Genomic DNA, 19,099 nt, shown 5'->3' with positions numbered 1-19,099 from the left:
GGCCCGCTCCACGTCCGGAGCGGGCCCTTCGGCGTGCGGTCACACCGTGCCGGCGTCCGGGCCGATGACCACGCAGGACGCCGCGGGCACCTCGATCGAGCCCTCGTAGCGCGGGAGCCCGCTGTCGGGGTCCAGGGCGAACCAGGTGACGTCTCCGGAGCGCTCGTTCGCGACGTACAGGAACCCGTCCGCCTCGGTGAGCGCGCGCGGCCAGTGGCCGGCGCAGATCACCGTTCCGACGAGCCGAAGTTCCTCGCCCTCGACGGCGAACGTCGACAGCACGTCCTCGCCTCGGGTCGCGGTCCATACGAAGCGGCCGTCGGGCGAGGCGACGATGCCGGACGGATAGGCGTCACCGGCCGGGCCGCCCGGCAGTACCGGTGTCTCCGTCAGCGGCTTGAGCGTGCCGTCGTCGGCGTCCCAGTGGCAGACGGTGACGGTGGGGGTGAGTTCGTTGACGACGTACGCGTACGGGCCGTGCGGGTGGAACGCCAGGTGGCGAGGGCCCGAGCCCGGCCGCAGGGCGATCTCCCGGTGCACGTCGAGTGTGCCGCCGGCCAGCGTGCACACCCGCACCGAGTCGGTGCCGAGGTCCACACTGACGGCCCAGCGGCCACTCGGGTCGGGCTGCACATGATGGGCGTGCGGGCCCTGCTGGCGTGGCGTCTGCGGGCCCGATCCGGTGTGCTGGAGGACGGCGGACGGGGCGCCCGCGAGGCTGCCGTCGGCGCGCACGGGCACGGCGGTGACGCTGCCGGAGCCGTAGTTGGCGGTCAGCACGTGGTCGGCGAAGAGGCTGAGGTGGGTGGGCCCGCCGGCGCCGACCGGGACCGGCGATCCGATGAGCTCCGGCTTGTCCCCGGTCACGCGGTACGCGGCCACCGCGCCCTCGGCCGTCTCGCTGACCGCGTAGAGCGTGTCGCCGCCCGGCGACAGGGCCAGGTACGCGGGGTCGGGCACGTCGTCCGCGCCTCCCAGGACGGTCAGTGCGCCGCTGCCCGCGGCCACGGACGCCGTCACGATCCCGGGGCCGCCTGCCGCCGTGAACGACCCGATGTAGGCCCGCCGTGCCCGCCTGCCACCATCTGCCACCGAAGTCCCCTTCCGGTCGGGTGCCGTCCGGGCTGACGGTAGCAGCGGATCATCATCGGTCTAGACCAAGAGCCGTTCAAAACGTCGGCGCGTACGGTCCTCACTCGCCCCCGGCCCGGGCCCTGGCCTCGGGGTGATGCGGACGGGCGGGCTGCCGCTGCACCGACTCCTGGCTCCGGTGGCGGACGGGCGTGGCGCTGCCCCGACGGCAACCCCGTGGGCACACCCCGGAGACTCACCCGCGGGCCGCTCCCGCACGGCTCGCGGGCTCCTTGCGCCCGATGGCGCGGGGGTACCCGGAGGATCGCGTGATCCACCCTCCGGATGGCCGATAAAGCGACTTGGCGGTTCGGGCGGACCGGGAGCGGCCCGGGTGGCCGGCGTGCGGATCGCGGAGGGTATCCCGCGCGCCCCTCGTTCTCACGCTCCGACGAGTCGGGACCCGGACGGGGTGCGCAGGGGCTGGGACAGTTCGGACAGGGCGCGTTCCAGGCCGTGCAGATGGGTCAGTGCGGCATCCGACTCCGTCGGGCGCTTCTGGGGGGCGTCGACATCGGCACCGCCGGTCAGCGCCTCGACCGCGGCCTCGACGCGCCAGCACGCCGCGGCCAGGCGGGCGTCGTGCGAGGCCTCGGGGTCGGCGGCGACGGCGGCCAGGCCGCGGATCTCCCGGGCGCAGTCGTCGAGCAGGGCCAGGACGTGGCGCGCGCGCCGCTTGCGGGCCGTCATCGGGTTCAGCGGATGCACCAGCGGGGCGAGTGCCAGACGCACCCGGCCGAGCAGCTGCTCCAGCTCGGCGAGCCGCGAGGCCGGGTCGGCGGTCTCGTCCCCGCCCAGGCGTGCGGCGGCCGCGGCGGTGGCGGCGTGGACGCAGCGCAGGGCGCGCTGGATCCAGGCGTCGTTGACGGCATGCGTGGTCACGGGCAGGACGAACAGCACGGCCAGCGCGGCGCCGAGCGCCCCGACGCCGGTCTCGGCGACCCGCAGCGCCAGCAGGGCGGGATCAAGGACGCCCAGCACGCCGTAGAGGAGCTCGGCGAGCACCGTGACGCAGAGCATCATCCAGGTGTAGGAGACGGCGGCCGTGTAGAAGATGCCGAAGACGCAGACGGCGAGGAGCGCGGCCGTCGGGATCGTCTCGCCGGCCACCGGGACGGCGACGAGCAGGCCGAGGCCGATGCCGATCACCGTGCCCAGGACCCGGCGGAAGCCGCGGACCAGGGTCTCGCCGCGCGAGGTGGTGTTGACGAAGATCCACCAGGTGGCGCCGACGGCCCAGTACCAGCGGTGCCCGGACACCAGCTGGCCCACGACGAGCGCGAAGCCCGCACCTGCCGTGGCCTGGATCGCCTGCCGTGTGGTCACGCGGGCCAGTCCGGTGCCGCCCGGCGGTGCCGGTACCGACGCCGGGGGCAGACGGCGTTCGTAGCACCACAGCCCGAAGCGCACCGCTGACGCGGTGAGCAGGGACAGCAGTACGGCGGCGTAGAGCTCGGGCAGCCGGTCCGGGGTGGCCTGCAGGAACTGCGCCACGAAGAAGGTCATGAACGCGAACACACCGAGGCTGTGCCCCCGCGGCCCCCAGCGGCGCGCGTACACGCCCGCGCCGACGATGGCGAGGAAGGTGAGATCGCGGGCGACCGGCTGGTCGTGCAGTTCGGCCGCCGCCGCGAGGACGGGCAGGCCGACGATCGGCAGCAGAGCGGTGGTGACCGCCTGTCCCCGGACCGTGGCGTCGGTGACGGTGAACAGCGCGAGCAGCGCGGCGAGCCCACCGGTGACGGCACCGACGAGGGAGTGTCCGGCCAGTCCGCAGACGCCGACCGCGAGCCCGATGCCGAGCACGGCCCGCACGGCGAAGCGCAGCCGCGCCCGCCCCGGGTCCGGGGCCACGAACACCCTCTTCAGCACTACGTCCCGCCCCTTTGCTCCGGCATGAAAAAGGCGCCGCGGGATCCGCAGCGCCATCGACGGGCTCATTGCAGCATCAAGGAGCACCCTGGCTCAAGCGGCGCCTAGAATGCTGAGCCATTGGCACAGGTACAACGGTCCCCGTACGTCCACCGGCGAGCCAACGGACCATGACGGCCCAGGACGGCCCACGGCGGTCCATGGCGGACGCTGATGCGGACACGGGGCGAAGGAGGCCGGACGGCATGGCCGTGGACGAGCTCGACACCCGCATCCTGCGGCTGCTGCTGGAGCAGCCCCGCACCAGCGTGCGCGAGTACGCCCGCATCCTCGGCGTCGCGCGGGGCACGCTGCAGGCACGCCTCGACCGGCTGGAGCGGGACGGCGTGATCACCGGCACGGGGCCGGCCCTCTCGGCCGCCGCGCTCGGGCATCCGGTGCTGGCGTTCGTGCACATCGAGGTCACCCAGGGCCACCTGGACGACGTGGGCGACGAGCTCGCCGCCGTGCCGGAGATCGTCGAGGCGTTCTCGATCACGGGTGGGGGCGATCTCCTGACCCGGGTGGTGGCCCGCGACAACGCCCACCTGGAGGACGTGATCCAGAAGCTGATCAGCCTGCCCGGTGTGGTCCGCACCCGCAGCGAGGTGGCCCTGCGCGAGCGTGTCCCGCATCGGTTGCTGCCCCTGGTGGAGTCGATCGGGCGGGCGGCGGCCCGCAAATGACCTTTGACATCCTGGGGCCATGAGCGGTCTCGGCAGCACTTCGGTCATCTTCGATCTCGACGGAACACTCGTGGACAGCGAGCCCAACTATTACGAGGCGGGGCGCCAAGTCCTCGCCGAGCACGGCGTTCCCGACTTCACATGGTCGGATCACGAGCGGTACGTCGGCATCAGCACGCTGGAGACGGTCACGCTCTGGAAGCGGGAGTACGGCCTTCGGGCGTCCGTGGACGAACTGCTCGCCGCCAAGAACCGCCGCTACCTGGAGCTCGCCCGCGCCTCCACGCGCGCCTACTCCGAGATGCGCAAGTTCGTGGAGCTCCTGGCCACCGAGGGCGTCCGGCTGGCCGTCGCCTCGGGCTCGTCCCTGACCGCCATCGAGGCGATCCTGTCCGGCACGGGCCTGGACGCCCACCTGCACACCGTCGTCTCCGCCGACGAGGTCGAGCACGGCAAGCCCGCCCCCGACGTCTTCCTCGAAGCGGCCCGCCGGCTCGGCGCCGCACCGGCCGACTGCGTGGTCGTCGAGGACGCGGCCCCGGGCGCCGCCGCCGCACACGCGGCCGGCATGCGCTGCATCGCGGTCCCGTACGTGGCCGGCCAGGCGGACGCCCCGGAGTTCGCGGCGGCAGGTCTGCTGCTGCGGGGCGGACAGGAGGAGTTCACGGCGCGTACGGCGTACGACTGGCTGCGCCGGACGAGGTAGGGCCCGGCCGGTCGACGAGCCGAACGGCCGGAACTGCGACCGGAATTAAAACACTCCGGACCCGTTGACCCTCGCCCGCCTCCTACCTATCGTCTGGTCGATCATTCGTACGCCGTTCGCAATACCGAACATCAACACGCGTCGTCGCCACCCCTCGTGGAGGAGCACACATGGCCCCGCCCCTCTCCAGACGATCCCTTCTCCAGGCCGCCGCCCTCGCCGCGGCGGTTCCCGCGATCAGTCACTCGGCAACCGGCCGGGCCTCGGCCGCCACGGCCGCCGTTCAGGAGGCGCAGTCAGTGGCCGTCACACCTGCCACCTGGACCGTCCAGCCCTTCGCCCTCGACGACGTGGCCCTCGGGCACGGACTCTTCGCCGACAAGCGGCAGTTGATGCTGGACCACGCGCGCGGCTACGACGTGAACCGGCTGCTGCAGGTCTTCCGTGCCAACGCCGGACTCTCCACCGGCGGCGCGGTGGCGCCCGGGGGCTGGGAGGGGCTCGACGGCGAGGCGAACGGCAATCTGCGCGGGCACTACACCGGGCACTTCCTGACCATGCTGTCGCAGGCCTATGCCGGCACCGGCGAGCAGGTGTTCGTCGAGAAGATCCGCACCATGGTCGGGGCGCTGACCGACGTGCGCGCGGCACTGCGCAAGGACCCGGCGGTGCTGAGCGTGAGCGGGAGGTTCGGCACGGCCGCCGAGCACGTCCGCGGCTCCTACCAGTACGTCGATCTGCCCGCCGCCGTCCTCGGGGGTGCCTCCGCGATCACCCTGTCGGCCTGGGTGAAGCCCACCCACGACGCAAACTGGACGCGGGTCTTCGACTTCGGGAACGACAACACCCGTTACCTGTATCTGGCCGCCCGCAACGCCGCCGGTGTGCCGCGGTTCGCCATCACGACCAACGGGCCGGGCGGCGAACAGGGCATCGACGGCACCGCCGCGCTGCCCCTCAACCAGTGGAGCCACCTCGCGGTCACGATCGCGGGCGGCACCGGGACGCTGCACGTCAACGGCACCGCCGTGGCCAGCAACTCGGCGATGTCCCTCACCCCGGCCGCCCTTGGCTCCCTCACCAACAACTGGCTCGGCCGCTCCAACTTCGCCACCGACCCGGTCTTCGCGGGTGCCTACGACGAGTTCAACGTCTGGTCGCGCGCCCTCACCGCGGCGGAGATCACGCAGTTGCAGAGCAGCCGGGCCGCCGACGCCACCGCCGGACGCGGCAACCTGGCGTCCTACTCCTTCGACGAGACCTCCGGCGGGACTTTCGCCGATGCCTCCGGTCGCGGCCTCACCGCCACCCTGCGCCGCACCTGGGGCGGGCCCAGCCACCCCGGGTTCCTGGCGGCGTACCCGGAGACGCAGTTCATCGACCTGGAGTCGAGGACCAGCAGCGACTACACCAAGGTGTGGGCGCCGTACTACACCGCGCACAAGATCCTCAGGGGTGTGCTGGACGCCTACCTCACCACGGACGACGCCCGGGCCCTCGATCTCGCGTCCGGCATGTGCGACTGGATGTACTCCCGGCTGTCCGAGCTGCCCGAGGCCACCCTGCAGCGTATGTGGGGGCTGTTCTCCAGCGGCGAGTTCGGCGGCATCGTGGAAGCGATCTGCGACCTGCACGCCATCACCGGCAAGGCCGAACACCTCGCGCTGGCCCAGTTGTTCGACCTCGACCGACTCATCGACAACTCCGCCGCGAACACCGACATCCTCGACGGGCTGCACGCCAACCAGCACATACCGATCTTCACCGGGTACCTGCGGCTGTACGACGCCACCGGCGAGGTCCGCTATCTCGACGCCGCTCGCAACTTCTGGGGCATGGTCGTCCCCCACCGGATGTACGGCATCGGCGGCACCAGTACCGCGGAGTTCTGGAAGGCGCGTGACGTGATCGCGGGCACGATCAGCGACACGACCGCCGAGACGTGCTGTGCGTACAACATGCTGAAGCTGAGCCGGACGCTGTTCTTCCACGAGCAGCGGCCGACGTACATGGACTACTACGAGCGGGCGCTCTACAACCAGGTCCTCGGCTCCAAGCAGGACAAGGCGGACGCCGAGAAGCCGCTGGTCACGTACTTCATCGGGCTGACGCCGGGCCATGTGCGGGACTACACACCCAAGCAGGGCACGACCTGCTGCGAGGGCACCGGGATGGAGAGCGCCACCAAGTACCAGGACTCGGTGTATTTCAAGGCCGCTGACAGCAGCACGCTGTACGTCAACCTCTACAGTCCGTCCCGACTGACGTGGGCGGAAAAAGGCGTGACGGTCACGCAGGCGACCACGTTCCCGCGGGAGCAGGGCACCACCCTCACCATCGGCGGCGGCGGCGCGGCCTTCGCGCTGCGGCTGAGGGTGCCGTCGTGGGCGACCGCGGGCTTCCGGGTGACGGTCAACGGCAGTGGGGTGAGCGGCACTCCGACGCCGGGGAGCTACTTCACCGTGTCGCGGACGTGGCGCAGCGGCGACACCGTGCGGATCTCCATACCCTTCCGGCTGAGGGCGGAGAAGGCGATCGACGACCCTGCGCTGCAGACGCTGTTCTACGGCCCCGTCAATCTCGTCGGCCGCAATTCCTCCACGAGCCATCTGCAGTTGGGCCTGTACCGCAACGCCGGGCTGTCGGGCGACCTGCTGCCGTCGCTCACTCCAGTGTCCGGCAAGCCGCTCCACCACACCCTCGCCGGAACCGAGTTCGCCCCCTTCTTCGAGGGCACCGAGGACCCGACCCACGCCTACTTCCGGCGCTCGGAACCCCGGGTGATCTTCGGCAACTCCGACTCCGGCGTCGCCAACCCCGCGAAGTCCGACGGCACCACGCTGCTGGACGAGATCTGGGCCGGGGCTCCCTTCGGCAACAAGGGGGCGCTGGTCTCGCGCGTGCGGTCCACCGTGAACGCCTGGGTCACCGCCGGTCTGCTGAGCCAGGCCGACGGGCGGACGGTCGTCCGTACGGCGGAGCAGGCGACGTACGCTCCCTGACCCGGCGATCCGACCCCCGCGCAGCATCCCCGCGCCGAGCGCTCGACTCCCGGCGCGGGGATGCTGGAGCCATGACGATCGACGTGTCGGCGGAGCGGGTGATCCCCTTCCCTCCCGAGCAGGTTGCCGCCTATGCCATGGACTGGCGCCACGACCGCGACTGGACGCAGGGCATCCGCAGGGCGGAGCTGATCCGCGAGGCCGACGAGGGCGGCTTCGGGGTCGGCGCCGAGGTCAGGCGGACGGCGCACTTCCTGGGTCGGCACATCGGCTACGTGCTGCGCGTGGCGTCGTACGACTTCCCGCGACTGCTCGACATGGTGGCCGTGGCCGGCCCGGTGCCGATGCAGATCACCTACGCATTCGACCCGCACGCGGACGGCACCCTCGCGCGCATCCGCGTCCGGGGCGGCCCCGGCGGCGTCTACCGGCCGGCGGCCCCGATCATGGCCCGCCATGTCCGCCACAACATCGGCAAGGACCTGCGCGACCTGGAACGCAGGCTCACGGAACGCACCGGGTAGTCCGGCAGCCGGGCTCTTCGGCGGTCCGCTACGACCTGCGGCGAGGCTTGCCCCGCCGGGCGCCCTTGGCGCCCTTGGCGCCGCCGGAGCCGGAGCCCGAACCGGAGCGGGCGCTCCGGCCCCCGGCTCCGGACTGCCGCCGGGGGGCGCCGGCGGCTTCGGGGCGCTTGCGCTTCGGCTGTTCCGTCGCGGCCGAGGCTTGGGACGTCGTACGGCCCCGGGTGCTGTTGACCGTACGGCCGCGGACGACGCCGATGAAGTCCTCGACCAGGTCGGTGGTCGCGTCCTCCGGCCAGGACAGCGCGACGCTCGACTGGGGGGCGTCGACCAGCGTCCGGTAGGTGAGGTCCTTGCGGTGGTGGAGCCGGGCCAGCGACTGGGGCACGGCGAGCAGGCCGACGCCCGCCGCGACCAGCTCGACGGCGTCCGCGGTGGTGGCGGGGCGCTCGAGTGCGGGCCGGCCCGGCGGTCGCTCCCAGTCGAGGACGTCGTCGAGGGGGTGGAAGACGACCTCGTCGGCCAGGTCCTCGGCGGTCACCTCGTCGACCGCCGAGACGACGTGGTCCTTGGGGACGACTACGACCGTGGTCTCGGTGTAGAGAGGGATCGCGCTGAGGACCGTGCGGTCGACCGGCAGCCGTACGAAACCGGCGTCGGCGCCGCCGTCCCGGAGCACGTCGGGGGCCTCGGCGGCGGTCACCGAGTGGAGGGTGAGGGGTACGTCGGGGAAGCGCTCGTTCCAGGTCCGCACCCACTTGGCGGGGGTCACGCCCGGGACGTAGGCGAGCCGGAACGACGGGGGTACTTCCGAGCCTGTCACCAGGCCAGGTTACCGGCCGTGGTCGGCGGCGGTTCACCCAGTCGATACCCTGGGGACCATGACGTCGCACCAAAGCACCCAGACCATGAAGCCCGCGACCGCGGCCAAGAAGCTGGGTGTGTACCTCGAAGCCACCCCCGCCGAGTTCCGGGAGGGTGTGGTCACGCGCGCCGAGCTGAACCAGCTCCAGACGGAGCCGCCCGCGTGGCTGCAGGAGCTGCGGGCGAACGGGCCGCATCCCCGTCCGGTCGTCGCGCAGAAGCTGGGCGTCTCCATCGCGGGGCTGGCCCGCGGCGGCGTCACGGAGGCCCTCACCACCGAGCAGATCGAGGCCGTGAAGCAGGAGCAGCCCGAGTGGCTGGTCAAGGAGCGCGCGACTCAGGCCGAGGTCCGCAAGGAGACGGCCCGCCTCAAGCAGCGGGACGCGGAGCGGGCGGCGGAGCAGTCCTGACCTCTCCGGCACTGGTACCTCCCTGCGGCTGACGCCATCGCCGTCGCCGTCGCCGTCGCCGGGTGAGGCGAGCCGCACCGCGCACGCGTGCGGCCCGCTTCCGACCGGTCAGGGTCAGCCCGCTGCCGGCCGTTCCGGCAGTGACTCCAGGAACGTGGCCGACGGGACGAAGAAGAGGGTTCCGGTGACCGCCTCCGAGTAGTCGAGGATCGGGTCGGGGCCGGATTCCGGGCCGCCGAGATACATCTTCCGCAGCATGGTCTCCGGTATCTCGGGGGTACGCGCGTAGGCGACGAAGTACGTGCCGAACTCTCCGTGCCCCGGCCTGCCGAACGGCATCGCGCCCCGCAGTATCTCCAGCTCCGCCCCGTCCGGGCCGGTGATCGTGTTCACGTCCTTGTGGGAGCCGGGCATGTCGAGTTCGATGTTGGTCAGCTTGGAGCGGCCTATCACCTTCTCCTGGGCCTCGACCGCGAGGGCTTCCCAGGCGTCGACGTCGTGCACGTACTTCTGCACCATCGCGTAGCTCCCGCCGCGGAACGCGGGGTCCTCGTCTCCGACGACCGCCGCATCGGCCGCCGCCTGGCCGACCGGGTTCTCGGTACCGTCGACGAAGCCGAGGAGGTTGCGCGAGTCGAAGTAGGCGAAGGCCTGGACCTCGTCCTGGACGGTGACCGCGCCGCGCAGCCGCTTCATGATCTCGGCGGCCAGGGCGAAGCACACATCGGTGCGGGCGGCCCGGATGTGGAAGAGCAGGTCACCGGGGGTCGACACGGCGCGATGCCGCGTCCCCTCCAACTCCCTGAACGGATGCAGCTCCTGCGGACGCGGGTCCCCGAACAGCCGGTCCCACGCCACGGATCCCACTCCGGTGGCGCAGCACAGGCCGCTGTCGGGACTCGGGAACCCGACGGCCCGTATGAGCCCCGCGAGACCGGTGAGCAGATCGTGCACGGCGGGTTCGCCGCCCGGCTCGATCGTCACCACCAGGAAGACGGCGACGGGCGCCGGCGGACTGAGTACCGGTTGTGGCTGTGCATCGACCGACCGCATCGACGACGACGGCATGTTTCCCCTCTCTCACCCTCAAACCCCGCCAACTAACGATGCCCGGCCGAACCGGGAACGATACCCGCCAAATTTCCGCACTCCTGGCGCGTAGGAGGGGTGTGGATGCCCGCCTCGGAGACGAAAACCCGAGTGCGCCCGCTCGCCCCGCTCTGGGACGATCCCGGGATGGTCCACCGTCTCGAACCCCTGGTCATCCGGCACGTCCACCGTCTCCCTTCCCCCGCGGGCCCCGCCGGGGAAGGCGCCGTCGCGGCACGGCAGTTCGACGCAGCGCTCATGTCCGTGGGCTTCAAGCTGTCGGCGGAGCTGCTGGCGCGCTTGTCGGGGCTGTCCGAGGGCGCGGTCGTCGACACGGCCGTGCGGACACTGGGCACGGTCCGCGAGATGGTCGGCGACCATGTGCGGCACAACGTGTACTTCGTCGATTTCCCGGCCAACGTGCCGGACACGTACGACTTCTGGATGCGCTGCGTCGCCGAGGCGCTGGCCGACGACGACGCACGCGCAAGCGTTCTGGAGCAGCTGAGCGAGGGCCTCGTCAACCTCCTCACCCTGCCGTCGTACGGCCGTTACCAGCACACCTACACGGAGATGCTCGGCCACCACGAGGAACTGATCGCCGCGGCGGGCGACCGCATGACGGTGCTGCATCTCGGCGCCGACACGGACGCCGAAGTCGCCTCCCTGTACCTGGCGTTGGCGGGAAGCAGCACGCCGCTGGGCGAGGAGGACCTGGGCGATCTGCGGGTCCTCGCGGGGCACTGCGTGGACGCGCCGCAGCCCGGGACGATTCCCGTGCGGGAGAACCGTGCCGTCGTGAACGAGGCCCGGTTGAAGGCCGGTGCGGAGCTGCTGCTGGACACGGTCACCGATGTGCTGCGGCTGGCCTGCGCCCTGTCGGACGGCGACGTGACGCTGCAGGCGCCGACCACGTTTCGGGCGCTGTCCCGTCCGGTGCGCCGCGCGCTGCTCGCCGGCCTGGACACGGTTGTCGCCGCGTCCCCCGCCAAGCTGGCCGATGTGCATGCGCACCGCGAGGCGTGGAAGCGGCTCGGCGAGCGGCTGCACCCGCACGAGTACCCGCGGTGGCCGCACGCCGCCGACGTGTTCGCGGTCGCCCGGCGCGAGAAGGAGGCCCGCTCCTTCGACAGCCGGGTCGAGGAGCTGCTCGGCATGAACGACATCACGGGCGCGGCGCAGCTGCTGAAGTCCGCGCCGGGCAAGCTGTTCCGCTCCCTGGACCGGCTGCTGCGGCTGGCCCTGGACCAGGACGAGCGCCTCGCGGTGGCGTCCGCCGCCGAGGAGGTCGTGGGCGAGGTGTCCGGCCGGGTGGTGCTGTCGGTGCGTGAGCACCTCGCCAACCGCGCGCAGGACACCGGTGAGCGCCGGGTGTTCGTGAACCGGCTCGGCCGCGCCTGGGTGACCGAGGACGACCGTCCCCCCGTGCTGCCGCCCGAGCGTGAGCGCCTGATCGCCGTACTGGACGCCGAGATACGGCGTCGGCTGCCGGCTCCGGGCCATCTGCTGATCGACCCGGACGTGCTGGATGTGGCGCTGCCGCTCAGCGGCCGGGCGAGCGCGGCCGGGCTCGGCGTGCTGCCCCGGGGCTCGCTGTCTCCGGTGGACGGCGAGCTGCTGCGCTTCTTCGTGTACTGGAAGGAGGCCGACCGGCGCACCGACTACGACCTGTCGGCGTTGATGCTGGACGCCGAATTCGCGACGGTCTGCTGGCTGGCGTACACCAACCTCAAGGACCTGGAGGGCGAGCACTCCGGTGACATCACCGAAGCACCCGACGGCGCCTCGGAGTTCATCAATCTCCGTCTGGGTGCCGTGCGCGGCGACTTCATCGTGCCGCAGGTGAACATCTTCGCCGGGGAGGGCTTCGAGGAGGTCGAGGAGTCGTTCTTCGGGTTCATGCTGCGTGAGGGCGAGCAGCAGGGCCGCCCGTTCGAGCCGCGTACCGTGCGGATGAAGTCGGAGCTGCGCGGACCGGGCCGGGTCGCGCTGCCGCTGGCGTTCCTACGGGGGCCCGACGGGCGGTGGCGTGCCAAGTGGCTGCACCTGTACCTGAAGGGGACGCCTGCCGCCAACCGGGTCGAGGAGAACCGGGTGTCGGTCGCGACGCTGCTGCGCGGCATCGTGGAGCGCGAGCAGCTGACGGTGCGCTACCTGACGGGCCTGATGGACGCCACGACCACGACCCTGTGGGACGGCGCGAAGGTCCCCGACGGTCCGGTCACGTACATCGGTCTTCAGCGCCCCGACGGTCTGCACCCGGACTCCCGGATCCTGACGCCCGAAAATCTGCGCGACCTGATACCCACCTGACTGTTAGAGTCGGCCGTGGCGAGGCCATGAAGGGACTTCCTTCTCAACTCCTTCTTGAATTAGTCCTCTCGCTTTCCTCGCCACTCAACTCTTCCTGTCGGCTCGGCTCTTGCAGCCGTCAGCTGTCGTAGTCCACGGTCAGTGTCTCGGAGACCGGGTACGACTGGCAGGTCAGGACGTAGCCGGCGTCCACCTCGGCCGTCTCCAGCGCGAAGTTGCGGCGCATGTCCGCCTTACCGTCGGTGACGAGCGCACGGCAGGTGCCGCAGACGCCGCCCTTGCAGGCGAACGGCAGGTCGGGGCGGGTCCGTTGGGCGCCGTCGAGGATGGACCGCTCCCTCGACAGGGCGGCGCTGGTCGACCGGCCGTCGAGGGTGATCGTGACCTGGCTGACGGGCCCTTGCGGGCCGCTCTCCTCGTGGACCGCCTCCCGTACGGGCTCGTCGTCGGCGTAGAACAGCTCCTGATGCACCCGCTCGACCGGCACCCCGAGGCCCGCGAGGACCCCCTGCGCGTCCCGGACCATGCCGTGCGGGCCGCACAGCCACCAGTGATCGGCGGTTTGCACGTCGACCAGCGCGTCGACGAGGGTCGAGAGCCGTTCGGCGTCGATGCGTCCCGACAGCACCTCGGCCTCGCGCGGCTCCCGGGACAGCACATGGGCCAGCTGGAACCGGGCCGGATAGAGGTCCTTCAGGTCCGCGAGCTCGTCGGCGAACATCACCGTGTCGGTACGGCGGTTGCCGTAGAGGAGGGTGACCGTCGAGCGGGAATCCGCGGCCAGGACGGACTCCGCGATGGACATCATGGGCGTGATGCCGGAGCCCGCCGCGATCAGCACGTGATGGCCGTGCGTGGTGAGGTCGGGGGTGAAGGCGCCGGTGGGGGCCATCACCTCGACGGTGTCGCCGGGGCGGACGTCGTTGACGAGCCAGGACGAGAACAGGCCGCCGGGCACGACCCGGACGCCGATGCGCGGGATCGACCCGACCGGCGAGCAGATCGAGTAGGACCGCCGCTCGTCCCGCCCCTCGATCGCACGCCGCAGCGTCAGTGACTGCCCGGGCTCGAACGCGAACTCCTCGGCGAGCTCCGCCGGGATGTCGAACCCGACGGCGACCGCGTCCGCGCACAGGGGCGTCACGGCGGCGACGCGCAGGGCGTGGAAGGCCGGACGGCGGCGAATGCGCGGGCGTGCCGACGCAGCCGTCGATTCTTCCCTGAGGCCTTCCATTCAGATCTCCTTGACGTACTCGAACGGCTCGCGGCAGGCGCGGCAGCGCCACAGCGCCTTGCAGGACGTGGCGGCGAAGCGGGAGGTCTCCTCGGTGTTCGCCGAGCCGCAGCGCGGGCAGGTCACCGCGTGCCGGGTGGGTGACAGCACGAGCGCGACCGGACCTGCGCCGCGCGGGGCGGGGCCGGGCGGCGCGATGCCGTGTTCGGTGAGCTTGCGGCGGCCGGAGGGGGTGATCCAGTCGCTGGTCCAGGGCGGGTCGAGGACCGTGCGGATCTCCACGCGCTCGTACCCCGCCCCGTGCAGGCGCGCCGCGACGTCCGCCCGCATCTCGGCCATCGCCGGACACCCCGAATAGGTCGGGGTCAGGCTCGCGACCACCGTGCCGTCCTCGGTCAGCTCTACGTCCCGCAGGACGCCCAGGTCGGCCAGCGTGAGCATGGGCAGCTCGGGGTCGGGCACCTGGTCGGCGATGTGCCGGGCGCGCCGGGCGTCGAGCAGGGTCGTCACCATGTCGCCTCCGGGTGGGCACGGGCCACGCCCTGCAACTCGGCGAGCAGCGGGGCGAGATGCTCGGTGTGCTCGCCGTCGCGGCCGGATCCGGGCAGCGGCCGGTACACCGGCATGGGCAGTCCGGCGGCCTGGGTGACCTGGCGCAGGACGGTCACGACCTCGTCGCGGACGTCGTACGCCGTGAACAACTCGCCGAGGTAGGGGGCCACTTGCTCCTGGGCCCGGCGCATCCGGCGGTGCGACTCCTCCGTGCCGTCCCCGAGGCGCACCGCCCACTCCGCGGCGTACTGCCGGTGGTAGGCGAGCTCCTTGACGCCCTTCGTGGCGATCGCCGCCAGGACGGGGTCCGGGTGCGACGCCAGCCGCTCGAAGTGAGCGAGGCGCCAGCTGGAGAACATCAGCAGCCGGACGATCGAGAACGCGAAGTCGCCGTTGGGCAGTTCGGCCAGGCGTACGTTGTAAAAGTCGCCCGCGTCGCGGAAGTAGGCGTAGGCGTCCTCGTCGCGGCCGGTGCCGTCGGCCTGGCCGGCGCGGGAGTAGAGCAGGCGGGCCTGGCCGAGGAGGTCGAGGCCGATGTTGGCCAGCGCCACCTCCTCCTCCAGCTCGGGGGCGCGGGTGACCCACTCGCCCAGCCGTTGGGCCGCGATCAGGGCGTCGTCGGCCAACGCGACGCAGACGGCGGCGAGTTCACCGACGTCGACGCCCTCGGGCACGGTGGTGTCCACGCCGTGCAGCGGGTCCTCGAAGCCGGTGCCGTAGGCCCAGCGGGTGTCGTCGTCGTGTCCCTCGGCGAGGGTCATGTAGACGTGGTCGTCGCTCATGCCCTCTCCTTCAGATGTGCGGGACGTCGTCGGGGATGTCGTAGAACGTCGGGTGGCGGTAGACCTTGTCGGCGCTGGGCTCGAAGAACGGGTCCTTCTCGTCGCGGGTCGACGCGGTGATGTGCTCGGACCGGACCACCCAGATGCTGACGCCCTCGTTGCGTCGCGTGTACAGGTCGCGCGCGTGGGTGAGCGCCATCCGGTCGTCGGCGGCGTGCAGCGAACCCACGTGGACGTGGTTCAGCCCTCGCTTGCCGCGCACGAACACCTCGTACAGCGGCCAGCCCTGCTTGTCGGCGCTCATGCCACCGCTCCCTTTTCCGCACGGGCGGCCTGCTTGGCCGCGTGGACGGTGGCCGCCTCGCGGACCCAGGCGCCCTCGTCGTGGGCGCTTCTGCGCCGCTCCATACGCTGGTCGTTGCACGGCCCGTCGCCTTTGATGACCCGCATCAGCTCGTCCCAGTCGGGGGTGCCGAAGTCGTGGTGCCCGCGCTCGGCGTTCCAGCGCAGCTCCGGGTCCGGCAGGGTCACGCCGAGCTTCTCGGCCTGCGGGACGGTCATGTCGACGAAGCGCCGGCGCAGCTCGTCGTTGCTGTGCCGCTTGATCTTCCAGGCCATCGACTGCGCGGAGTTGGGCGAGGCGTCGTCGGGCGGGCCGAACATCATCAGTGACGGCCACCACCAGCGGTTCACGGCGTCCTGCACCATCTCGCGCTGGGCGTCGGTGCCGCGCATCATCGTCATCAGCAGCTCGTAGCCCTGCCGCTGGTGGAAGGACTCCTCCTTGCAGATCCGCACCATCGCGCGCGCATACGGCCCGTACGAGCTCCGGCACAGCGGCACCTGGTTGCAGATCGCCGCGCCGTCCACGAACCAGCCGATCACGCCGACGTCGGCGAAGCTCATGGTCGGGTAGTTGAAGATCGACGAGTACTTCTGGCGGCCCTCGATGAGCCGGTCGGTCAGGTCCGCGCGGTCGGCGCCCAGGGTCTCCGCCGCCGAGTACAGGTACAGCCCGTGCCCGGCCTCGTCCTGCACCTTGGCGAAGAGGATCGCCTTGCGGCGCAGCGACGGGGCGCGCGTGATCCACTCGCCCTCGGGCTGCATGCCGATGATCTCCGAGTGGGCGTGCTGCGCGATCTGCCGGATCAGCGTCTTCCGGTAGCCGTCCGGCATCCAGTCACGCGGCTCGATCCGCTGGTCGCGCGAGATCGTCGCGTCGAAGTGCTCCTGGAGCGGCTCTTCGGGGGGCGCCTCGGCGGAGTGTGAAGTCGTCATCGATTCCCGCTTCCCAACCGACCATTCGTTCGGTATCCAGTGTGACCTGTTTCCGCCGGGGGAGCAAGACCCTTCCGGCGCGCGAAAACGGCCCAGGACACCCCCGCGGGGTACCTGGGCCGTATCAGTGCCGGTCGCGGACCGTCACACGTTGGGCACCTTCAGCTTGTCCCAGCTGACCTTGCCGGGAATGCCGTCCGCGTCCTTGCCCTTGAAGCCGAGCTTCTGCTGCCAGGCGGCGTAGGAGCGGCGGTCGGCCTCGGTCCACTCGGGGCTCGGGCCCTCCTCGTAGCGGCCGCATCCCTCGGCGACCAGACGGCGGCCCATGGCCGTGATGATCGGGGACTTCCGGCCGACGTGGAAGAAGCCGCTGCCCGGGAAGGGCTCGAGCTTCGGCTTGGGCGCCGGCTTCGGGTCCGGGTCGGGCTTGGGGCCGCCGCCCTTCAGCCGCTCCGCGATGCGCTTGCGCATGCCGTCCATCGTGAAGCCGCGCGGGTCGGTCTTGCCGGGCTGCCACTCCTTGTGCCCGATGACCGAGCGTTCGCTCCAGCCGTGGTGCCGGCAGATCGCGGCCGAGACCTTCTCGATGGCCTCCTTCTGTGCCTCGGGCCAGGGATCCTTGCCGTCGCCGAGGTTGATGCACTCGAAGCCGTAGAAGTGCGCGTTGCCGTCGGTGTCGGCCTCGTTGTCGTGCGGCAGCTTCGACTCGTTGATCACGGCGCGCAGGACGTCGCTGTCGCCGAGACCGGCGTGGTTGGCGCGGCCGTTGCCGACGAGGTGGATCTCGCCCTTCTTGTCGATGACGCCGTGGCAGAGCGGGCCGGGCAGGCCGGAGTAGCCGTTGTAGCAGATGTTGACCGACGCCTCGGTGCCCTTGGTGACGGTGTGGTGGATCATCACGCCGTTCACCGGGCCCCAGGGGCCCTTGCTGTTGCGGTTATGGGTGCGCCAGCTGCGGACCTCGTGGACCTTGAGGCCCTCCGCCCGCAGTATCTCCACCATCTTGGACGCGCTCAGGGGCTTGGCCATTACTCGTCTCCTTCCGCCGCGGCCTCGGCTTCCGCCGTGGTCTGCGACCTCCCGCCCGAGGGGTCTTCCGCCCGCTGTTCCTCGCGGCGCGCCTGCTCCTCCGCGGCGAGCGTCGCCGCGTCGGCGGCCGGGATGCTGCCGGCCAGCGGGTTGAAGGCCAGGCGCAGATCGACGGTGCCGCCCTCGCCCTTGACCAGGGCCAGCGGCGCGAAGCCGCGGACGACGCCGGAAGGACCCCGGAGCAGCGGGCGCCGGGCGGCGTCCGTGGGCCATTCGACGCCGCCGGTGGCGGTGCGGGCGGGGATGATCCAGTGGTCACCGGTGCGGTAGCCGGCACCCTTGGCGAAGTACACCTCGACGCCGTCCTCCAACGGCAGCCACTCCCCCTCCGACACGGGGACCGCACCGCCCTTCAGGGCGGTCGTACGGCCCTTGCGCCTCGGCCCCCCGTGGTGGTCCCAGCGGCGCAGGAACGGGTTCAGGTGGGGAAGCCGTCCGACCGCCGGGTCGGGCTCGGCGGACAGCCGGACCCGGCGGCCCGGCAGGTCCAGCTCCTCGACCCGCAGCAGGGGCAGCGGTTCGAGGCGGGAGGCATACGCCGTGTCCGTGAGCTCCACGTGGTCGCCGACGTCGAGGTCCAGCTTGTCGTCGTGGCCCAGGGACGCCAACTGCACCCAGGTGCCGTCGAGTTCGTCGACGGGGAACACCACCGAGCCGTTCTCGCGCGACCACTTGAACGTGGCGTCCTTCGCCTCGCCGCCCGCGTGCACCTCGACGCGGTACAGCTGGTTCTCCTGGCCGCGGTAGCGGGCGTCCGGCTTGACCAGGCAGGGGTCCTCGTCGGCGTGGTCGAGCCGCTCACTGCGGGCGGCGAGGCGTGCGGTGGGTGCGGCCTGCTTCTGCGCCCACCTGTCGAAGGCGGCCCGTACGACCTCCTTGGACGGGTCGGTCTCCTCGATGTCCAGCGCGGCCAGCGACAGCGGCAGCACCTGCCAGACGACCTTCACGCGGGCCGCGGTGTCCGGCATCGCCGCGCCGAGGGCGACCTCGCGCAGGGCGGGGTCCTCGGCGGCGGAGACGGTGCGCTCCCAGACCTGCAGATAGACCAGGAACGGCGTCTGGGCCGGCGAGGGCAGCCGGTCGCCGGGCTTCTCCGGGTCGCGGAAGCCGTCGGGCTGGTCCCAGTAGGTCCAGTAGGCGGGCGGGGCGGCGGTGTCCTGCTCCTCGGCGTCGTCGTCCTGGACCGGCACGCCAGGCGCCGGGCGGGTCGCGTCCAGCAGGATGCCGTCGACGTAGTAGCGGCCGCCGTGGATATGGAGCGTGTCGATGTCGTGCTTGCCGCCCACGTAGTCGATCTTGAAGCCCGCGGCGTCGCGCGGCCCGCCGTGCCGGCCGATCAGGTCGGCGGCGAGGGTGCGGGCCTGGTGGAGCTGGATCGCGGTCTGCTCGTTGATGTCGGCGTCGAGCTGGACGCGGCCCTGCTGGGCGACGACCGCCGAGTAACGCCGCTCCGGGCGGAACGTGAGGCGGGAGAGGTCAGCGTGCATGAAGGGGGTCCCCCTGGTTCAGGAAAGTGCGGGTAGGGCTTGCG

Annotated in this window: 17 protein-coding genes; 6 read left to right on the top strand and 11 right to left on the bottom strand. The window is 71.6% G+C overall.

Annotated features, from left to right (window positions below; genetic code table 11):
• Positions 1-39: 39 nt before the first annotated feature.
• A complete protein-coding gene (locus ACWGDB_RS28300; protein WP_453825003.1) occupies positions 40-1,092 on the bottom strand; it encodes a lactonase family protein in 1,053 nt (350 codons plus the stop codon).
• Positions 1,093-1,512: 420 nt separating this feature from the next.
• Positions 1,513-3,003, bottom strand: a complete 1,491-nt coding sequence (locus ACWGDB_RS28295) for an FUSC family protein (protein ID WP_453825002.1) — start codon at positions 3,001-3,003, stop codon at positions 1,513-1,515.
• A gap of 245 nt (positions 3,004-3,248) precedes the next feature.
• On the opposite strand from ACWGDB_RS28295, the gene ACWGDB_RS28290 reads away from it, so the two are divergent.
• From ACWGDB_RS28290 to ACWGDB_RS28275, 4 genes are all read left to right on the top strand, one after another.
• Positions 3,249-3,728 (top strand): Lrp/AsnC family transcriptional regulator, encoded by a 480-nt coding sequence (locus ACWGDB_RS28290; protein WP_328429426.1) that lies wholly within the window; start codon positions 3,249-3,251, stop codon positions 3,726-3,728.
• A 19-nt stretch (positions 3,729-3,747) separates the two neighbouring features.
• Positions 3,748-4,434, top strand: a complete 687-nt coding sequence (locus ACWGDB_RS28285; RefSeq protein ID WP_453825001.1) for an HAD family hydrolase — start codon at positions 3,748-3,750, stop codon at positions 4,432-4,434.
• 170 nt (positions 4,435-4,604) lie between these two features.
• Entirely contained in the window at positions 4,605-7,436 is a 2,832-nt protein-coding gene (locus ACWGDB_RS28280) for a beta-L-arabinofuranosidase domain-containing protein (protein WP_453825000.1), read from the top strand.
• A gap of 71 nt (positions 7,437-7,507) precedes the next feature.
• Positions 7,508-7,960, top strand: coding sequence for an SRPBCC family protein (locus tag ACWGDB_RS28275; RefSeq protein WP_453824999.1), 453 nt, complete (start codon positions 7,508-7,510; stop codon positions 7,958-7,960).
• A 28-nt stretch (positions 7,961-7,988) separates the two neighbouring features.
• Here ACWGDB_RS28275 and ACWGDB_RS28270 read toward each other — a convergent pair whose 3' ends face one another.
• Complete coding sequence (locus ACWGDB_RS28270) at positions 7,989-8,780, bottom strand: LysR substrate-binding domain-containing protein (RefSeq protein WP_453824998.1); 792 nt, start codon at positions 8,778-8,780, stop codon at positions 7,989-7,991.
• 58 nt (positions 8,781-8,838) lie between these two features.
• Between ACWGDB_RS28270 and ACWGDB_RS28265 the strand changes: the two genes are divergently transcribed.
• Entirely contained in the window at positions 8,839-9,231 is a 393-nt protein-coding gene (locus ACWGDB_RS28265) for a DUF5997 family protein (protein ID WP_453824997.1), read from the top strand.
• 114 nt (positions 9,232-9,345) lie between these two features.
• Here ACWGDB_RS28265 and ACWGDB_RS28260 read toward each other — a convergent pair whose 3' ends face one another.
• Complete coding sequence (locus tag ACWGDB_RS28260; RefSeq protein ID WP_453824996.1) at positions 9,346-10,299, bottom strand: Dyp-type peroxidase; 954 nt, start codon at positions 10,297-10,299, stop codon at positions 9,346-9,348.
• A 168-nt stretch (positions 10,300-10,467) separates the two neighbouring features.
• Here ACWGDB_RS28260 and ACWGDB_RS28255 point away from each other — a divergent pair, with 168 nt between their 5' ends.
• Positions 10,468-12,633 (top strand): TerD family protein, encoded by a 2,166-nt coding sequence (locus ACWGDB_RS28255; RefSeq protein WP_453825007.1) that lies wholly within the window; start codon positions 10,468-10,470, stop codon positions 12,631-12,633.
• 118 nt (positions 12,634-12,751) lie between these two features.
• Here ACWGDB_RS28255 and paaE read toward each other — a convergent pair whose 3' ends face one another.
• From paaE to ACWGDB_RS28220, 7 genes are all read right to left on the bottom strand, one after another.
• Positions 12,752-13,867 carry a 1,2-phenylacetyl-CoA epoxidase subunit PaaE gene (paaE, locus tag ACWGDB_RS28250; protein WP_453824995.1) on the bottom strand — a complete coding sequence of 372 codons (1,116 nt, stop codon included), beginning with the start codon at positions 13,865-13,867 and terminating at the stop codon, positions 12,752-12,754.
• A complete protein-coding gene (gene paaD / locus ACWGDB_RS28245) occupies positions 13,868-14,380 on the bottom strand; it encodes a 1,2-phenylacetyl-CoA epoxidase subunit PaaD (protein ID WP_453824994.1) in 513 nt (170 codons plus the stop codon).
• Positions 14,374-15,201, bottom strand: coding sequence for a 1,2-phenylacetyl-CoA epoxidase subunit PaaC (paaC, locus tag ACWGDB_RS28240; RefSeq protein WP_453824993.1), 828 nt, complete (start codon positions 15,199-15,201; stop codon positions 14,374-14,376). Before paaC ends, paaD begins: the two co-directional genes overlap by 7 nt.
• 10 nt (positions 15,202-15,211) lie before the next feature.
• On the bottom strand, positions 15,212-15,505 hold the full coding sequence (gene paaB, locus ACWGDB_RS28235; RefSeq protein WP_328429416.1) for a 1,2-phenylacetyl-CoA epoxidase subunit PaaB: 294 nt from the start codon (positions 15,503-15,505) through the stop codon (positions 15,212-15,214).
• Positions 15,502-16,479 (bottom strand): 1,2-phenylacetyl-CoA epoxidase subunit PaaA, encoded by a 978-nt coding sequence (paaA, locus tag ACWGDB_RS28230; RefSeq protein WP_453824992.1) that lies wholly within the window; start codon positions 16,477-16,479, stop codon positions 15,502-15,504. The genes paaB and paaA overlap by 4 nt, the downstream gene beginning before the upstream one ends.
• A 144-nt stretch (positions 16,480-16,623) precedes the next feature.
• Positions 16,624-17,508, bottom strand: coding sequence for a peptidoglycan-binding protein (locus tag ACWGDB_RS28225; RefSeq protein WP_453824991.1), 885 nt, complete (start codon positions 17,506-17,508; stop codon positions 16,624-16,626).
• Positions 17,508-19,055: a DUF6519 domain-containing protein gene (locus ACWGDB_RS28220; RefSeq protein WP_453824990.1), complete on the bottom strand. Its 1,548-nt coding sequence runs from the start codon at positions 19,053-19,055 to the stop codon at positions 17,508-17,510. Before ACWGDB_RS28220 ends, ACWGDB_RS28225 begins: the two co-directional genes overlap by 1 nt.
• Positions 19,056-19,099: the final 44 nt, after the last annotated feature.

It is taken from the genome of Streptomyces sp. NPDC055013, assembly GCF_053608645.1.
Note: the sequence above shows the minus strand (reverse complement) of the source record. Positions and strands in the feature narration are given on the sequence as shown.